The sequence below is a fragment of the Saccharopolyspora tripterygii genome, assembly GCF_054778355.1.
This window is the reverse complement of the sequence record NZ_BAAGZP010000040.1, coordinates 77,160-90,896: the sequence shown is the minus strand read 5'-3', so window position 1 is coordinate 90,896 and position 13,737 is coordinate 77,160. Positions and strand designations below refer to the sequence as shown.

The window sequence follows — 13,737 nt, the reverse complement described above, 5'->3', positions numbered from 1 at the left end:
TCCCTTCCCGGGGGGTGGGGAGGTTTTCATGTGAACTTCTCGTGTCGAGCAGTGGGGAAGTTTTCATGAAAACTTCCCCACCTCCATGAACCGAGTCCGGGTCTGCGGAGCCGGGAGGAAGTCCTCCCACGTCGTCGCGTGCTGCGTTGTCATCAGATATGTCATCGTATACGATCCTGAGGCATGACGACCGATGCCGCTCGTTCACCTGCCGAAGGCCTCGCGCACCACCCGCTCGTCGGTCGACCGGGCAAGGTCATCGCGCTGCACCTGAACTACCCGTCGCGGATCGCGCAGCGCGGTCGGGCGCCGGCGAAGCCGTCGTACTTCCTCAAGCCGGTGACCTCGCTCGCCTCCACCGACCAGACCGTCGAGCGGCCGCCCGGAACCGAACTGCTGGCCTTCGAGGGCGAGATCGCGCTGGTCATCGGCAAGACCGCGCGCCGGATCTCCCGCGAGGACGGCTGGTCGCACGTCGCCGCCGTGACCGCCGCCAACGACCTCGGCGTCTACGACCTGCGGACCGCGGACAAGGGAGCGAACCTGCGCTCCAAGGGCGGCGACGGCTACACCCCGCTCGGTCCGGCGAGCCTCCTGGCCGAGGAGATCGACCCGGGTTCGCTGCGGGTGCGCACCTGGGTCAACGGCGAACTCGCCCAGGACGACTCGTCGAGCACCGTGGTTTTCCCGTTCGGCGAGCTGGTCGCCGACCTCTCCCAGCTGATCACCCTCGAACCCGGCGACGTCGTGCTCACCGGCACGCCCGCGGGCTCCTCCGTGGTGAATCCCGGCGACGTCGTCGAGGTCGAGGTCGACGTGCCCGGAACCGACCGCAGCACCGGACGGCTGCGCACCAGCGTGGTCGCGGGCGACGAGCCGCTGCCGGAGTTCAGCGCCCAGCCGTCGGTCGACGACGGGCAGCGCGCCGAAGCGTGGGGGAGCAGGGAAGCCGCCGGGCTGGAGGCCCCGTTCGAGCTCACCGAGGACCGCATCGCCAAGCTGCGCTCGGTCGCGGTGGCGACGCTGTCGGCCCAGCTGCGCAAGCACGGCTACAACCAGCTCTCCCTCGACGGGATTCGCTCCGACTCGCCCGGCAGCAAGATCATCGGCCGCGCTCGCACGCTGCGCTTCGTGCCCGCCCGCGAGGACCTGTTCCGCAGCCACGGCGGCGGCTACAACGCGCAGAAGCGCACCTTCGACTCGCTGCGCCCCGGCGACGTGCTGGTGGTCGAGGCGCGAGGTGAGCGCGGCAGTGGCACCGTCGGCGACATCCTGGCGCTGCGCGCGCAGGTGCTGGGTGCGGCGGGGATCGTCACCGACGGCGGGGTGCGCGACCACACGGCGGTGCGGGGGCTCGACATCCCGACCTTCTCCGGTGGCCCGCACCCGGCGGTGCTCGGGCGCAAGCACGTGCCGTGGGACAGCGACATCACCGTGGCCTGCGGCGGGGCGACCGTGCAGCCCGGTGACGTCATCGTCGGCGACGACGACGGCGTGCTGGTCATCCCGCCCGCGCTGCTGGACCAGGTGCTCGACGCCGCCGTCGAGCAGGAAGCCGAGGAGGAGTGGATCGCCGCCCGCGTCGCCGAAGGCGCGGCCGTGGACGGGCTCTACCCGCTGACAGGCGAGTGGCGCCGCCGCTACGACGCCGAGCGAGACCAGGGAGGACCCGAATGAGCCACCGTGTAGCAACTGCAGTTCCGCTCAACCGCACCTCAGGGGACCGTGACGTGACTCAGCCGCAGGAAATCCCGGCGACCGAAGGGATTCATCGGGACGTGACCACCACTGAAAATCGCGGAGAGGCGGTACGGCGATGACGAACTGGCGTACCCGACCCGAGCAGCTGACGGGGTCGATCGCCCCGGTGATCACCCCGTTCACCGACGAGGGCGCGGTGGACCACGAATCGCTGGCCAACCTCGTGGAGTGGCAGCTCAAGCAGGGATCCGACGGGATCTCCATCGGTGGTTCCACCGGTGAACCCAGCGCGCAGTCGATCGACGAGCGCGCGGACGCGATCCGCACGGTGCTCAAGACCGTCGACGGCCGCGCCCCGGTCGTGCCGGGCACGGGTTCGGCGAAGCTGGACGAGACGATCGAGCTCACCGGTGCGGCCTACGAGGCGGGCGTGGACGCGGCTCTGATCATCACGCCGTACTACGCGAAGCCGACCCAGGAAGCGCTCTACGTCTGGTACTCCGCGGTGGCCCGGGAGTACCCGGACCTGCCGATCATCGCCTACAACGTGCCGAGCCGGACCGCGGTGGAGATCGCTCCGGAGACGGTGGCCCGGTTGCACCGGGACGTGCCGAACTTCGTGGGGATCAAGGAGACCACCAAGGACTTCGAGCACTTCTCGCGCGTGATCAAGGCCGCCGGCCGGGATCTGCTGGTGTGGTCCGGGATCGAGCTGCTGTGCCTGCCGCTGCTGGCCCTGGGCGGCACCGGTTTCGTCAGCGCCACGGCCAACATCGCGCCCGGCGCGACGAAGAAGATGTACGAGGCGTTCCACGCCGGGCGGATGGACGAGGCGCTGGACATCCACTACGGGCTGCACCCGCTGGTCGACCTGATCTTCGTGGAGACCAACCCGGCGCCGGTCAAGTGGGTGCTCGCCGAGCGCGGCCTGATCCGCTCCGCCCACGTCCGCTCACCGCTGATCACCCCGACGGACGCGGGCAAGGACAAGATCCGCGCGCTGCTCGCCGAAGGAACCGACCAGCTGTCGCCGGTCGACGACACCGACATCCTCGCCGGAGGGAACTGACATGGGCATCCAGCACATGCCGTCCGATCTGCCCGAGCGCATCCAGCACTTCATCGGGGGCGAGTTCACCGACAGCCTCGACGGCGACACCTTCGAGGTCCTGGACCCGGTGTCCAACAAGCCCTACCTGCAGGCCTCGGCGGGCAAGAGCACCGACATCGACCGCGCGGTCTCCGCTGCCCGCGAGGCTTTCGACGACGGGCCGTGGCCGGGGATGCTGCCGCGCGAACGCGCCCGGATCCTGAACAAGATCGCCGACATCGTCGAGAGCCGCAACGAGCGATTGGCGGAGCTGGAGACCTTCGACACCGGGCTGCCGATCACCCAAGCGCTGGGGCAGGCGAAGCGGGCGGCCGAGAACTTCCGGTTCTTCGCCGACCTGATCGTCGCCCAGACCGACGACACCTACAAGGTGCCGGGCAAGCAGGTCAACTACGTCAACCGCAAGCCCAAGGGCGTGGCGGGCCTGATCACGCCGTGGAACACTCCGTTCATGCTGGAGAGCTGGAAGCTCGCGCCGGCTCTGGCGTCCGGGTGCACCGTCGTGCTCAAACCCGCTGAGTTCACGCCACTTTCGGCTGGTCTGTGGCCGGATATCTTCCGCGAGGCCGGGGTTCCCGACGGAGTGTTCAACATCGTCAACGGGCTCGGCGAGGAGGCCGGGGACGCGCTGGTCAAGCACCGCGACGTCCAGCTGATCTCCTTCACCGGCGAGTCCGCGACCGGCAGCCTGATCTTCGCCAACGCCGCACCGACCCTCAAGGGCCTGTCGATGGAGCTCGGCGGCAAGAGTCCGGCGATCGTGTTCGCCGACGCCGACCTGGACGCAGCCATCGACTCGACCGTGTTCGGGGTGTTCTCGCTCAACGGCGAGCGCTGCACCGCCGGGAGCCGAATCCTGGTGGAGCGCAGCATCTACGACGAGTTCGTCCGCCGCTACGTCGCTCGCGCCGAGAAGGTCAAGGTCGGCGACCCGCACGACCCGGCCACCGAGGTCGGTGCGCTCGTGCACCCGGAGCACCACGAGAAGGTCACCGGCTACATCGAGATCGGGAAGTCCGAAGCGAAACTCGCTGCGGGCGGCGGACGTCCGCCGGGGATGGAGAGCGGGAACTACGTCCAGCCCACGGTGTTCGTCGACGTGCCGCCCACCGCGCGGATCTTCCAGGAGGAGATCTTCGGCCCGGTCGTGGCGATCACGCCGTTCGACACCGACGCCGAAGCGCTGGAACTGGCCAACGACACCAAGTACGGCCTGGCGGCCTACGTCTGGACCTCGAACCTGGAGCGCGCGCACACGTTCGCGCAGCGCGTCGACGCCGGGATGGTCTGGCTCAACTCGCACAACGTGCGCGACCTGCGCACCCCGTTCGGCGGGGTCAAGGCCTCCGGCCTCGGCCACGAGGGCGGGTACCGGTCGCTGGACTTCTACTCCGACCAGCAGGCCGTGCACATCTCGCTCGCCCCGGTCCACACCCCGAAGTTCGGCGCCTGACGCCCGCACCGAAGGAGCATTCGACGATGAGCGCCGACCTCACCCCACCGGACATCGTCCGCTGCGCCTACCTCGACCTGGTGGTCACGGATCTGGCCAGGTCGCGGGAGTTCTACGTCGACGTCCTCGGCCTGGTGGTCACCGAGGAGGACGACGAGGCGATCTACCTGCGCACGACCGAGGAGTTCATCCACCACAACCTGGTGCTGCGCCAGGGACCGGTCGCCGCGGCCGCGGCCTTCGCCTACCGGGTGCGCACGCCCGAGGACGTGGATCGGGCGGAGCGCTGGTTCGCCGCGCGTGGCTGTCGCACCGAACGCCGGGCGGACGGCTTCGCCAGGGGCATCGGGGACTCGGTCCGGGTCACCGATCCGCTCGGCTTCCCGTACGAGTTCTTCTACGAGGTGCAGCACGTGGAGCGGCTGGCGTGGCGCTACGAGCTCCACACCCCGGGCGTCCTGGTGCGGCTGGACCATTTCAACCAGGTCACGCCGGACGTGCCGCGCGGACGGGATTACCTGGAGGAGTTGGGTTTTCGCGTCACCGAGGACATCAAGGACGCCGAGGGAATCACCTACGCGGCCTGGCTGCGGCGCAAGGACACCGTCCACGACACGGCGCTGACCGGTGGTGATGGGCCGCGGCTGCACCACATCGCCTTCGCCACCCACGAGAAGCACAACATCCTGTCGATCTGCGACAAGCTCGGCGCGCTGCGGCTGTCCGACGTCATCGAGCGGGGGCCGGGCAGGCACGGGGTGTCCAACGCCTTCTACCTCTACATCCGCGACCCCGACGGTCACCGGGTGGAGATCTACACCCAGGACTACTACACCGGCGACCCCGACAACCCCGTCGTGACCTGGGACGTCCACGACAACCAGCGCCGCGACTGGTGGGGCAACCCGGTCGTGCCGTCCTGGTACACCGAGGCGTCCCCGGTCCTGGACCTCGACGGCAACCCGCAACCCGTGCACGAGCGCACCGACAGCAGCGAGATGGCCGTCACCGTGGGCGCCGACGGCTTCTCCTACACGCGCAAGGGCGACGAGGAGAAGGGCTTCAAACTCGGCACCTCGCTTTGAGCGAGTACTCACGATGGAGTGAGGAGAGATCGTTGCAGTTCCACCACCACGGATACGTCTCCGGTGATCCTCGTGTTCAGCCCGCTGCGGGCGTCGGGCTCGACCGCCCCGAGGAACTGCCGGACGAGGTCGACGTTCTCATCGTGGGCAGCGGCCCGGCCGGCATGATCGCCGCTGCTCAGCTCGCCCAGTTCCCGGACATCACGACCCGGCTCGTCGAGCGCAGGCCGGGACGTCTCGAAGTGGGCCAGGCCGACGGCATCCAGGCGCGCAGCGTCGAGACGTTCCAGGCCTTCGGGTTCGCGGCGCGCATCATCGAGGAGGCCTACCGGATCACCGAGATGGCCTTCTGGAAGCCCGATCCCGCGCGGCCGGAGAACATCGTGCGCGCCGCGCGCACCCCCGACGACCCGACCGGGATCAGCGAGTTCCCGCACCTGATCGTCAACCAGGCGCGCGTGCTGGACTACTTCGCCGAGGCCGCGCGCAACGCCCCCGGCCGGATAGAACCGGACTACGGGTGGGAGGTGCTGGACCTGCACGCCGACGACGACGGGGTGAGCGTGCGGCTGGAGCGGACCGCGGAGCCCGGAGAAGGCTCCGAGCGCACGGTGCGCGCCCGTTACGTGATCGGGTGCGACGGCGCGCGCAGCCGGGTGCGGGAGTCGATCGGGCGGGAGCTCGTCGGCGACCAGGCCAACCACGCGTGGGGCGTGATGGACGTGCTCGCCGAGACCGACTTCCCCGACATCCGCACCAAGTGCGCCATCCAGTCCCACGACGGCGGCAGCATCCTGCTCATCCCGCGTGAGGGCAACCACCTGTTCCGGATGTACGTCGACCTCGGCGAGACCTCCGACGACGACCACGGCGAGGTCCGGCACACCACCCAGGCCGAGGTGGAGGCGCGCGCGAACCGGATCATGCACCCCTACGTGGTGACGGTGAAGCACGTCGCCTGGCGCAGCGTCTACGAGGTCGGGCACCGGCTGACCGACAAGTTCGACGACGTGCCTGCCGAGCTCGTCGGAGCGCGGCACCCGCGCGTGTTCATCACCGGCGACGCCTGCCACACCCACAGCGCCAAGGCCGGCCAGGGCATGAACGTCTCCATGCAGGACGGGTGGAACATCGCCTGGAAGGTGGGGCACGTCCTGGACGGTCGCGCCGACCCCTCGCTGCTGGACACCTACTCCGCTGAACGTCAGGTGATCGCGCAGAACCTCATCGACTTCGACCGCCGCTGGTCGAAGCTGATGGCCGCCCGGCCCGAGGAACTCTCCGACCCGACCGAGCTGGAGGACTTCTACGTCAAGACCGCGGAGTTCCCGGCCGGTCTGATGACGCAGTACGAGCCGTCGATGATCACGGCGGAGGCGGTGCACCAGGACCTGGCCGGGGGATTCCCGATCGGCAAGCGGTTCAAATCGCACCTGGTGCGGCGGGTCTGCGACGGCAACCCCGTCCAGCTCGGCCACCACCACCGCGCGGACGGGCGCTGGCGCCTCTACGCCTTCGCCGACCGGCCGGCGCCGGGGGAGCGGTCGAAGGCCGCGGAGTTCGCCGAGTGGATCGCGACCGATCCCGCTTCACCCGTGGTGGCGCGGACACCGGCCGGGGTGGACCCGGACGCCTGGTTCGACGTCAAGGTCGTCTACCAGCAGCCGCACGCGGAGGTGGACCTCGGCCGGGTGCCCGACGCGTACCTGCCGAAGGTCGGTCCGTACGAGCTGATCGACTACGAGAAGGTCTACGCGGCAGATCCTTCGGACGACATCTTCGAAGCCCGGAGCCTCGACCGCGAAGGCGTCCTGGTCGTCGTCCGCCCGGACCACTACGTCTCCCACGTCCTACCCCTCGACGCCCACGAGGAGCTCACGGCCTTCTTCCACGGCGTGGCCACCGCACGCCACCCCGCCGAGACCCGTTGAGCTTGGGTGGTGGGGAAGTTTTCATGAAAACTTCCCCACCACCCAAGCGGGGTGTCAGCGGACTTCGAGCTCCGCGATGCCGGTGTGCTCCGGTCCCTCCGGCCCGGTGAGCTCCACCCGCACGTAGCGGGCGATGTGCCCCTCCGGCAGGTCCGCCGGAACCTCGGTGAACGTCCGGCCGTCGACCGAGGTCAGCAGCCGGTGCGAGGACGGGGCGATCTCGCTGAAGTGCGGCGTGATCCGCGAGATCGGTTGCGCAGCGCCGAGATCGACCGTCGCCGAGCCCTGCGGCCCGTTGAGGTGCCACGGCGTGGAGGCGTTGCCGTCCACCGCTGCCTCGGCGTAGCGCCCCGGTTCCTCGCTGTCGGCCTCCGCCGGCTTGCACCGGGCCAGGTTGTCGGTCGGGGCCAGGTCCGGCCTGCGGGTCTTGAGCATCAGCGGCTGCTGCTCGCTGACCACGTGCTCGCCCTGCGGGTCCTGCACCGTGAACGGCTCACCGCTGCGCTGGATCACCGTCGTCTGGTCGGGGCCGATGCGGACGTCGAACGTGCGCCCCTGCCACTTCAGCCCGGTCAGCTCGACACCGCTGCCCAGCTGCGGCGGCAGCACGGGGTCGAGGACGACCCGGTCGCCCCTCCAGCGCATTCCGGTCAACCCGTGGGTGAAGACCTGCGTGTAGCCGCCCGCTCCGGTGAGGAAGTTGAACGTCGGCGCACCTGCGCCTTCCCCGGCGCGCTCGCCGCGCGCCTCGGAGAACTGGGCGAACGGGTCCTTCTCGAACGGGCGGATGGACCGGTCGAGGTAGGTGTTGGTCGTGCAGCCGGGCTCGCCGCTGGCGGCGGCGTCGATGGCGTGCGCCGAGTCGGTCATCGCGGGCCCGTCCGGGTCGGTGCGCGCCGCGTAGTAGTCGAGGGTGTTCCTGGCGACCTCGGGCGGCATCGGCCATTCCAGCGGGTACTGCAGCAGCACCGCGTCGGCCTGCTTGATGCGCTGGCCCGCGTAGCCGTCGTACTGCCGGAACACCTGGGCCTGCTGGTCGAAGGGCATCCGCACCTCGTCGGCGATGGCGTTCCACTCCGGCGGAGCGGGCTCGCCGAGGACCCGGGCGGCTTCGGTGGCGTGGCGCAGCGCGGTGGCCGCGCCCGCGTTGGTGAACACGCCGTCGTTGACCCCGTTGCTGTACTCGTCGGGACCCGCGACGTTGTTGATCGACACGCTGCCGTCGGGGTTCGGGGTCACCCGGCCCGCCCAGTACTCGGCGACGCCGCGCAGCACCGGCCAGCCGTGCTCGCGCAGCCACGCCTCGTCCCCGGTGGCCAGGTAGTACTGCCAGGTGGACAGCGCGATGTCGCTCTGCAGGTGGTTCTGGGTCAGGCAGTGCGGCGGGTCCCAGCTGTGGCAGTCCTTCTGCAGGTCGCCGCTGTCGGCGCTGGTCCACGGGTAGAAGGCGCCCTGCTGGCCGATCGAGCGGGCGTTCTCGCGGGCGGCGGGCAGCGTCTTCTCGCGGTAGGCCACGACCGACTTCGCGATGTCCGGGTGCTGCAGCAGCAGGCTCGGGTACATCCACAGCTCGGTGTCCCAGAAGTTCAGCCCGGCGTAGTTGTCGCTGCTGAGCCCGGAGGGAGCGACGCTGGTGTCCTGGCCCTCGCGGATGCTGGAGAGGATCGCGTACTTGCCGGACCGCAACGACCGCTGCAGATCCGGGCGGTCGGGGACGCGGATGTCGCTCTCCCACAACCGCTTCCACGCCTCGACGTGCGCGTCGATGAGGTCGTCCCAGCCGCGATCGGCCGCCTCCTGCGAGGCCCGCACGGCGGCGGCTTCGTGGTCCGGCGTCGTGGTCGAGGTGTCGACGCCGACGAACTTGCCGAACTCGTAGGTCTTGCCGCTCCGGGCGTCGAACCGGTACTTCTGCTCGGCGTCGAGTCCGGCCGCCCGCTGTTCGGGGGTGCCGCGGACGTCGTCGGGTGCGACCAGCGTGGACGCCACGGTGCCCCGCGCACCGACGCCGTCGGTCTCGAAGCCGACTCGCACCGTTTCGCCCTCGGCCTCGCTCGTGGTCGGCTGCATCCGGCGTGCGCCCGCGCCCTCGATGGCGCCGTTCACCTCGGCCTGCCCGGACCAGCGCGGAGTCACCCGTGCGCGGACGGCGCCGACGTGCGGGTTGGTCCGGTCGGCCACGACGTCGAAGGCGAGGTCGGTGGCCTTGCCATCGGGCGTGGTCCAGGTCAGCGACGTCGACAGGATGCCGCACTGCACGTTGAGCGCTTGGCGGAAGTTCGAGATCTGCTCGGGCGGGGTCTGCGGGGTGAAGGTGTGCTCACCGGCGCGGACGGTCAGCGACGACCAGGTGGGGATGGCGGCGATCGCGTGCCGCGGCACGTCGGTCTGCGAACTGGGTCCTTCGCCGTAGAGTCCGGTCACGAAAGCACCGTCGTAGCGGGGAGTTTCGAGCGGGAATCCGGTCTTCTCCCCGGTGGCGGCGTAGCCGGCCCCGGTCGGCGGGACGCGCTGGGACAGGTAGCCGTTGCCGACGAAGGCGTGCGCGGTGTAGGCCGGGTCGAACCGATCGGTCGACAGCTCCCACGTGGCGTCGCTCCCGCAACGCGAAGGCGGCTTCGCCGGGGCAGCGCCCGCGACGGGCACCATCGCGCCCGCGGTGACCAGCAGCGCGGCGCCCAGCACACTGCTTGAACGATGCAGTTTCACCCGAGTCAACTCCTGTGTCCGCTTTCGGATGGTGATCGGGAATCCTGCTTCGGCGGCATTCGTACGTCAAGTCGAGGTGGCGCCGATCATGTCCGGCTTTCTGCAAATGCTGGGTGGGAGGAATTCATGTCGCGTAGAGGTGGACGAATGAGCTCCTTTTCAAGACGACGATTGATCCAACTGGCGGCAATGGTCGGGGCCGCCGCTTTCGGTGGCGCGTCCTGCGGCGTGCGGCCGACGACGAACGCGGCCGCGAGCGCCGTCCGGGCGGGTTCCCCGACCGGTGCTCTCGGGGCGAACTTCAACGGCGACCCGAGCATCATGACCTGGACAGGGCTGGATCGAGCCGAGGCGACCTGGGTGCGCGGCTTCGCGGCGATGCCCGACTTCGACGGGCCGGATCCGGCCGGCCAGCGGGCGGTCAAAACCCTGCTGGAAGCCGTTGCTCGCGACCACAAGGCCGTGCTGTCGCTGAAGTTCCCGTACTTCCCGAAGACGCACGACGAAATTCCCCGCCCGGGAACCGGGGAGATGAGAAAGGACCTGGCCAGGGTCGACAAGGTGCTGCCCGAGGTGATGGGCAAGGTCGACGTACTCGTCATCGGCAACGAGCCGTTCATCGAGTGCCCGGCGGGTGATCGGACCAACGGCGCGATCAATGACTTCTACGAAGCCGTGGCGAAGCACGTCATCGACTACCGGACGAAGAACTTCCCCGACGGGTGCAAGACCGTCCTCTACATGGGCGCGCTGAACCATCTCGACGACCCCCAATGGGTCCACAGCGGAACCGAGCGCTGGATGACCTACGTCCGAGAGACGCCCGAGATCGAGGGCACCGACATCCACCCGCACGTCGACGAGCCCGGCGGAGCCCAGGCGTACCTCGACTACGTCCTGCCCAAGCTCGGCGACAAGAAGTTCCTCGCCACCGAGTTCTCCCTGGTGCACCTGTGGAAGAACCACCTCACCGACGAGATCCCAGCAGCCTACGCCGAGAAGTACGGAGTTCCGGCGGGCACCCAGGTCTGGCAGGTGATCCGCAGCGCGTTGAACGAGGCCTTCCCGAAGGAGCGCTGGTACGACTTCCTGCGCGAAAGCCCGTGGTTCGAGGGCAACAAGCACTACATCAGCGAGCAGATGGCGAAGTTCCGCGCCACCGGCAAGCTGGCCGTCGCCACCTACGGAATCGGCCAGGACGAGGCGATGTCCGGCGAGGACTTCACCGCGAAGAGCACCCCGTGGCTGCTCAACAGCATCTACGCCTCCAATACCGTGCGCCCCGGACCGAACGGCGAAGCCACCCCGAACTACGCCTGGCTGGAGGACTTCAAGCGCGCGCAGACTTCGTGAGAGGTGTCCGTGGTCGTCCTGCGTGGAGGTGTGATGCTGGGGTGGGGGAAGTTTTCATGAAAACTTCCCCCGAACCCAACCCAACCCAACCCGACCCACCTCGACCCGACCCACCTCAATCCGACCCCAGAACGGTGTTGCGTGGGTCCTCCTGTCGGCCCGGTGCGTTGCGCGGTCAGCGTGAGGTGCGTGCTGCGGCGAGGCGCCGGGCCTGCGCGAAGGGGGCCGGGGTGATGTTCAGCAGGAGTGCGCTGAGGGTGCCCTCGTAGATCAGGAGGACGTCCGCGGCCACTTCTGATGGGGATGAAAACCCCTCCGCGGCAGCGATTTCGGCGAGCCGGTCGAGCAGGTGGCGCTTGTGCTCGGCGACGACGGCGAGCGCGGGGTGATCCGGGTCGGTGAGCTCCACCGTCGCGTCCACGTGCGCGCAACCACGCCGGTGCCCGGTGGCGGTCCACCACCGCTCCAGGGCGTCGAACAGGGCCAGCAGGGGGTCGTCGCTCTCGGCGATGGCCGCTTCCCAGTCGGCACGCCACCGCTCGTCGCGCCGGGCGAGGTAGGCGGCGACCAGCTTGTCCTTGCCGCCGAAGTGCTTGTAGCAGGTCGCGAGCGACACGCCGGCGCGTTCGACGATCGCGTCGATGCCCGTGGCGTTGATGCCGCGCGCGTAGAACAGCTCGTCCGCCGCTGCGAGCAGGCGGTCGCGAGCCGGGGTTGCCCGGTTCGTCATCACCCGCCTAGTGTAACGGTCGTTCTACTAGAACGACCGTTTCACCCTGGGAGGGGACGTGCCCGAGATCAAGGCTGTCGCGTTCGACGTCGTCGAAACCCTGATGTCGCTGGAGGAGGTCCCCGGGCGCATGGCCGAACGCGGCCATCCGGCCGACCTCTTCGGCGCGTGGTTCGACCGCGCGGTGCGCGACGGCATGGCGCTCGCCGCCGCTGGTGGGTATCGGAGCTTCGACGAGATCTGCGCCGCCGCGTTGCGCGACGTCACCGGTCAGGACGACCAGGCGACGGTGGATCACGTGCTCGGAGGGTGGGGCCGGTTCCCCGCCCACGACGACGTGCTCCCAGCGCTGGAGCAGCTCCGCGAGGCGGGAGTGCGCGTGATCGGCCTGACGACCGGCTCGGCCGAGACGATCAGCGGATTCTTCGCGCACAACGGGTTGTCCGAGCACGTCGAGGCGGTGCTGTCCTGCGCCGACGTCGGGATCTGGAAGCCCGCGCCGGGCGCTTACCGCTACGCCGCGGAGTGGCTGGGACTGCCGCCGCACCGCGTCGCGCTCGTCGCCGCGCACGCGTGGGACTGCCACGGGGCCAAGAGGGCGGGCCTGCGAACCGGGTGGGTCAGCCGCCTCGAAGGCCGCTACAACCCGACCTTCGATCCGGCCGACAGCGTCGGCGACGACCTTCCCTCGACCGTGCGGGGTCTGCTCACCTGAGCTGCGGCGGTGTGGTGGTCTCGGGTTCTGCGGTGACCGGGCAGGACATCGGCGGCGGGGCGTCGCGCCGGGTCGGCTTGCGGTGGAAGGACGCCGGCCCCAGGTCGTGGAGCCGGTATCCGCCCGGGTAGGTGGCGGGGCTCGGGGTGACGGGTCGGGAATCCGGACGGGGTGGTGAGCCGAGGCGGAGGAACTGCCCGCGCGCCTTGAGCGCCAGCTCCACGGCTCGCCGCGCGAACTGCGGCGGCCGGGGGAGGTGCAGCGCGTCGAGCAGGTGCGGGTCCATGAGCAGGCGGGTCGCGTCGCTGACGGTGGCCGAGAGCGGGCGGGGGAACCACGAGCCGAACAGGCGCATGGTGGATTCGGCGACGCGTCTGCCTCCCTCGTCGAAGGCGAAGCGCTCGCGCTCGTAGTCGTCGAGCAGGCGCTCGAACTCCTCGTAGGTGCCCGGGATCCCCTCGATGCGCATGCCCTCGCCCATCCGGCTCCACACCCGCGTCAGCGCCTGGATCTCGTTGGGGTGCAACCGGCGCCAGCCGAACTCGTTGATCCAGCGCACCGGCATGACCACGAACGTCGCGAGGGTGTAGAGGTAGTCCTCGTTGCTGATCCGGTAGCGCCAGTGGATCTGGTTGAGGTGGTCCAGCGCCTGCTCGCGGTCGCGCGCGGAGTCGCCGAGCAGGATCTCGTAGAGCACCAGAACCGTGTCGTCGTAGCGCTTCTGGGTGCACCGTGTGAACTCCCCGGTGCGGTCGAGCAGCCGGCCGATCGTCGGGACCGCGTAGGTGCGGAACAGGGCGAGTTCGAGCGAACGCGTGAAGTCCCAGGGGAATTCGTACTGGGACAGCAGCCGGTAGATCTCGTCGCAGTCCTGCTCGGGGTCCAGAGCGAGGATCGTCTTCAGGCGATCGAAGCGCCGCATTTCAGGTACCTCCCCAACCATCGACGC

At 69.5% G+C, this 13,737-nt stretch carries 10 protein-coding genes; 7 read left to right on the top strand and 3 right to left on the bottom strand.

Features of this window, described 5'->3' with window-relative positions; genetic code table 11:
- Positions 1-183: 183 nt before the first annotated feature.
- The 5 genes from ACYVF3_RS27765 (at position 184) to ACYVF3_RS27745 (ending at position 7,281) form a co-directional block, all read left to right on the top strand.
- Positions 184-1,677 (top strand): fumarylacetoacetate hydrolase family protein, encoded by a 1,494-nt coding sequence (locus tag ACYVF3_RS27765; RefSeq protein ID WP_461157218.1) that lies wholly within the window; start codon positions 184-186, stop codon positions 1,675-1,677.
- A gap of 139 nt (positions 1,678-1,816) precedes the next feature.
- Complete coding sequence (gene dapA / locus ACYVF3_RS27760; protein WP_461157217.1) at positions 1,817-2,770, top strand: 4-hydroxy-tetrahydrodipicolinate synthase; 954 nt, start codon at positions 1,817-1,819, stop codon at positions 2,768-2,770.
- 1 nt (position 2,771) lies between these two features.
- Positions 2,772-4,265 carry a 5-carboxymethyl-2-hydroxymuconate semialdehyde dehydrogenase gene (hpaE, locus tag ACYVF3_RS27755; protein WP_461157216.1) on the top strand — a complete coding sequence of 498 codons (1,494 nt, stop codon included), beginning with the start codon at positions 2,772-2,774 and terminating at the stop codon, positions 4,263-4,265.
- 26 nt (positions 4,266-4,291) lie between these two features.
- Complete coding sequence (hpaD, locus tag ACYVF3_RS27750; protein WP_461157215.1) at positions 4,292-5,350, top strand: 3,4-dihydroxyphenylacetate 2,3-dioxygenase; 1,059 nt, start codon at positions 4,292-4,294, stop codon at positions 5,348-5,350.
- Between the two features lie 32 nt (positions 5,351-5,382).
- On the top strand, positions 5,383-7,281 hold the full coding sequence (locus tag ACYVF3_RS27745; RefSeq protein WP_461157214.1) for an FAD-binding monooxygenase: 1,899 nt from the start codon (positions 5,383-5,385) through the stop codon (positions 7,279-7,281).
- A 54-nt stretch (positions 7,282-7,335) separates the two neighbouring features.
- Here the strand turns inward: ACYVF3_RS27745 and ACYVF3_RS27740 are convergent, their stop codons facing one another.
- Positions 7,336-9,990 carry a glycosyl hydrolase family 65 protein gene (locus tag ACYVF3_RS27740; RefSeq protein WP_461157213.1) on the bottom strand — a complete coding sequence of 885 codons (2,655 nt, stop codon included), beginning with the start codon at positions 9,988-9,990 and terminating at the stop codon, positions 7,336-7,338.
- A gap of 147 nt (positions 9,991-10,137) precedes the next feature.
- Between ACYVF3_RS27740 and ACYVF3_RS27735 the strand changes: the two genes are divergently transcribed.
- Entirely contained in the window at positions 10,138-11,343 is a 1,206-nt protein-coding gene (locus ACYVF3_RS27735; RefSeq protein WP_461157212.1) for a hypothetical protein, read from the top strand.
- Positions 11,344-11,518: 175 nt separating this feature from the next.
- Here the strand turns inward: ACYVF3_RS27735 and ACYVF3_RS27730 are convergent, their stop codons facing one another.
- Positions 11,519-12,073: a TetR/AcrR family transcriptional regulator gene (locus tag ACYVF3_RS27730; protein WP_461157211.1), complete on the bottom strand. Its 555-nt coding sequence runs from the start codon at positions 12,071-12,073 to the stop codon at positions 11,519-11,521.
- A gap of 58 nt (positions 12,074-12,131) precedes the next feature.
- Here ACYVF3_RS27730 and ACYVF3_RS27725 point away from each other — a divergent pair, with 58 nt between their 5' ends.
- Positions 12,132-12,788 (top strand): haloacid dehalogenase type II, encoded by a 657-nt coding sequence (locus ACYVF3_RS27725; protein WP_461157210.1) that lies wholly within the window; start codon positions 12,132-12,134, stop codon positions 12,786-12,788.
- On the opposite strand, the gene ACYVF3_RS27720 is transcribed toward ACYVF3_RS27725, so the two are convergent.
- Positions 12,781-13,710: an oxygenase MpaB family protein gene (locus ACYVF3_RS27720; RefSeq protein ID WP_461157209.1), complete on the bottom strand. Its 930-nt coding sequence runs from the start codon at positions 13,708-13,710 to the stop codon at positions 12,781-12,783. The genes ACYVF3_RS27725 and ACYVF3_RS27720 overlap by 8 nt on opposite strands.
- Positions 13,711-13,737: the final 27 nt, after the last annotated feature.

Bases quoted from the DNA above. Each gene is read 5' to 3' on its own strand.
- ACYVF3_RS27765 (WP_461157218.1), top strand. From the start codon at position 184: ATGACGACCGATGCCGCTCGTTCACCTGCCGAAGGCCTCGCGCACCAC.
- dapA (WP_461157217.1), top strand. From the start codon at position 1,817: ATGACGAACTGGCGTACCCGACCCGAGCAGCTGACGGGGTCGATCGCC.
- hpaE (WP_461157216.1), top strand. From the start codon at position 2,772: ATGGGCATCCAGCACATGCCGTCCGATCTGCCCGAGCGCATCCAGCAC.
- hpaD (WP_461157215.1), top strand. From the start codon at position 4,292: ATGAGCGCCGACCTCACCCCACCGGACATCGTCCGCTGCGCCTACCTC.
- ACYVF3_RS27735 (WP_461157212.1), top strand. From the start codon at position 10,138: ATGAGCTCCTTTTCAAGACGACGATTGATCCAACTGGCGGCAATGGTC.
- ACYVF3_RS27730 (WP_461157211.1), bottom strand. From the start codon at position 12,073: ATGACGAACCGGGCAACCCCGGCTCGCGACCGCCTGCTCGCAGCGGCG.
- ACYVF3_RS27720 (WP_461157209.1), bottom strand. From the start codon at position 13,710: ATGCGGCGCTTCGATCGCCTGAAGACGATCCTCGCTCTGGACCCCGAG.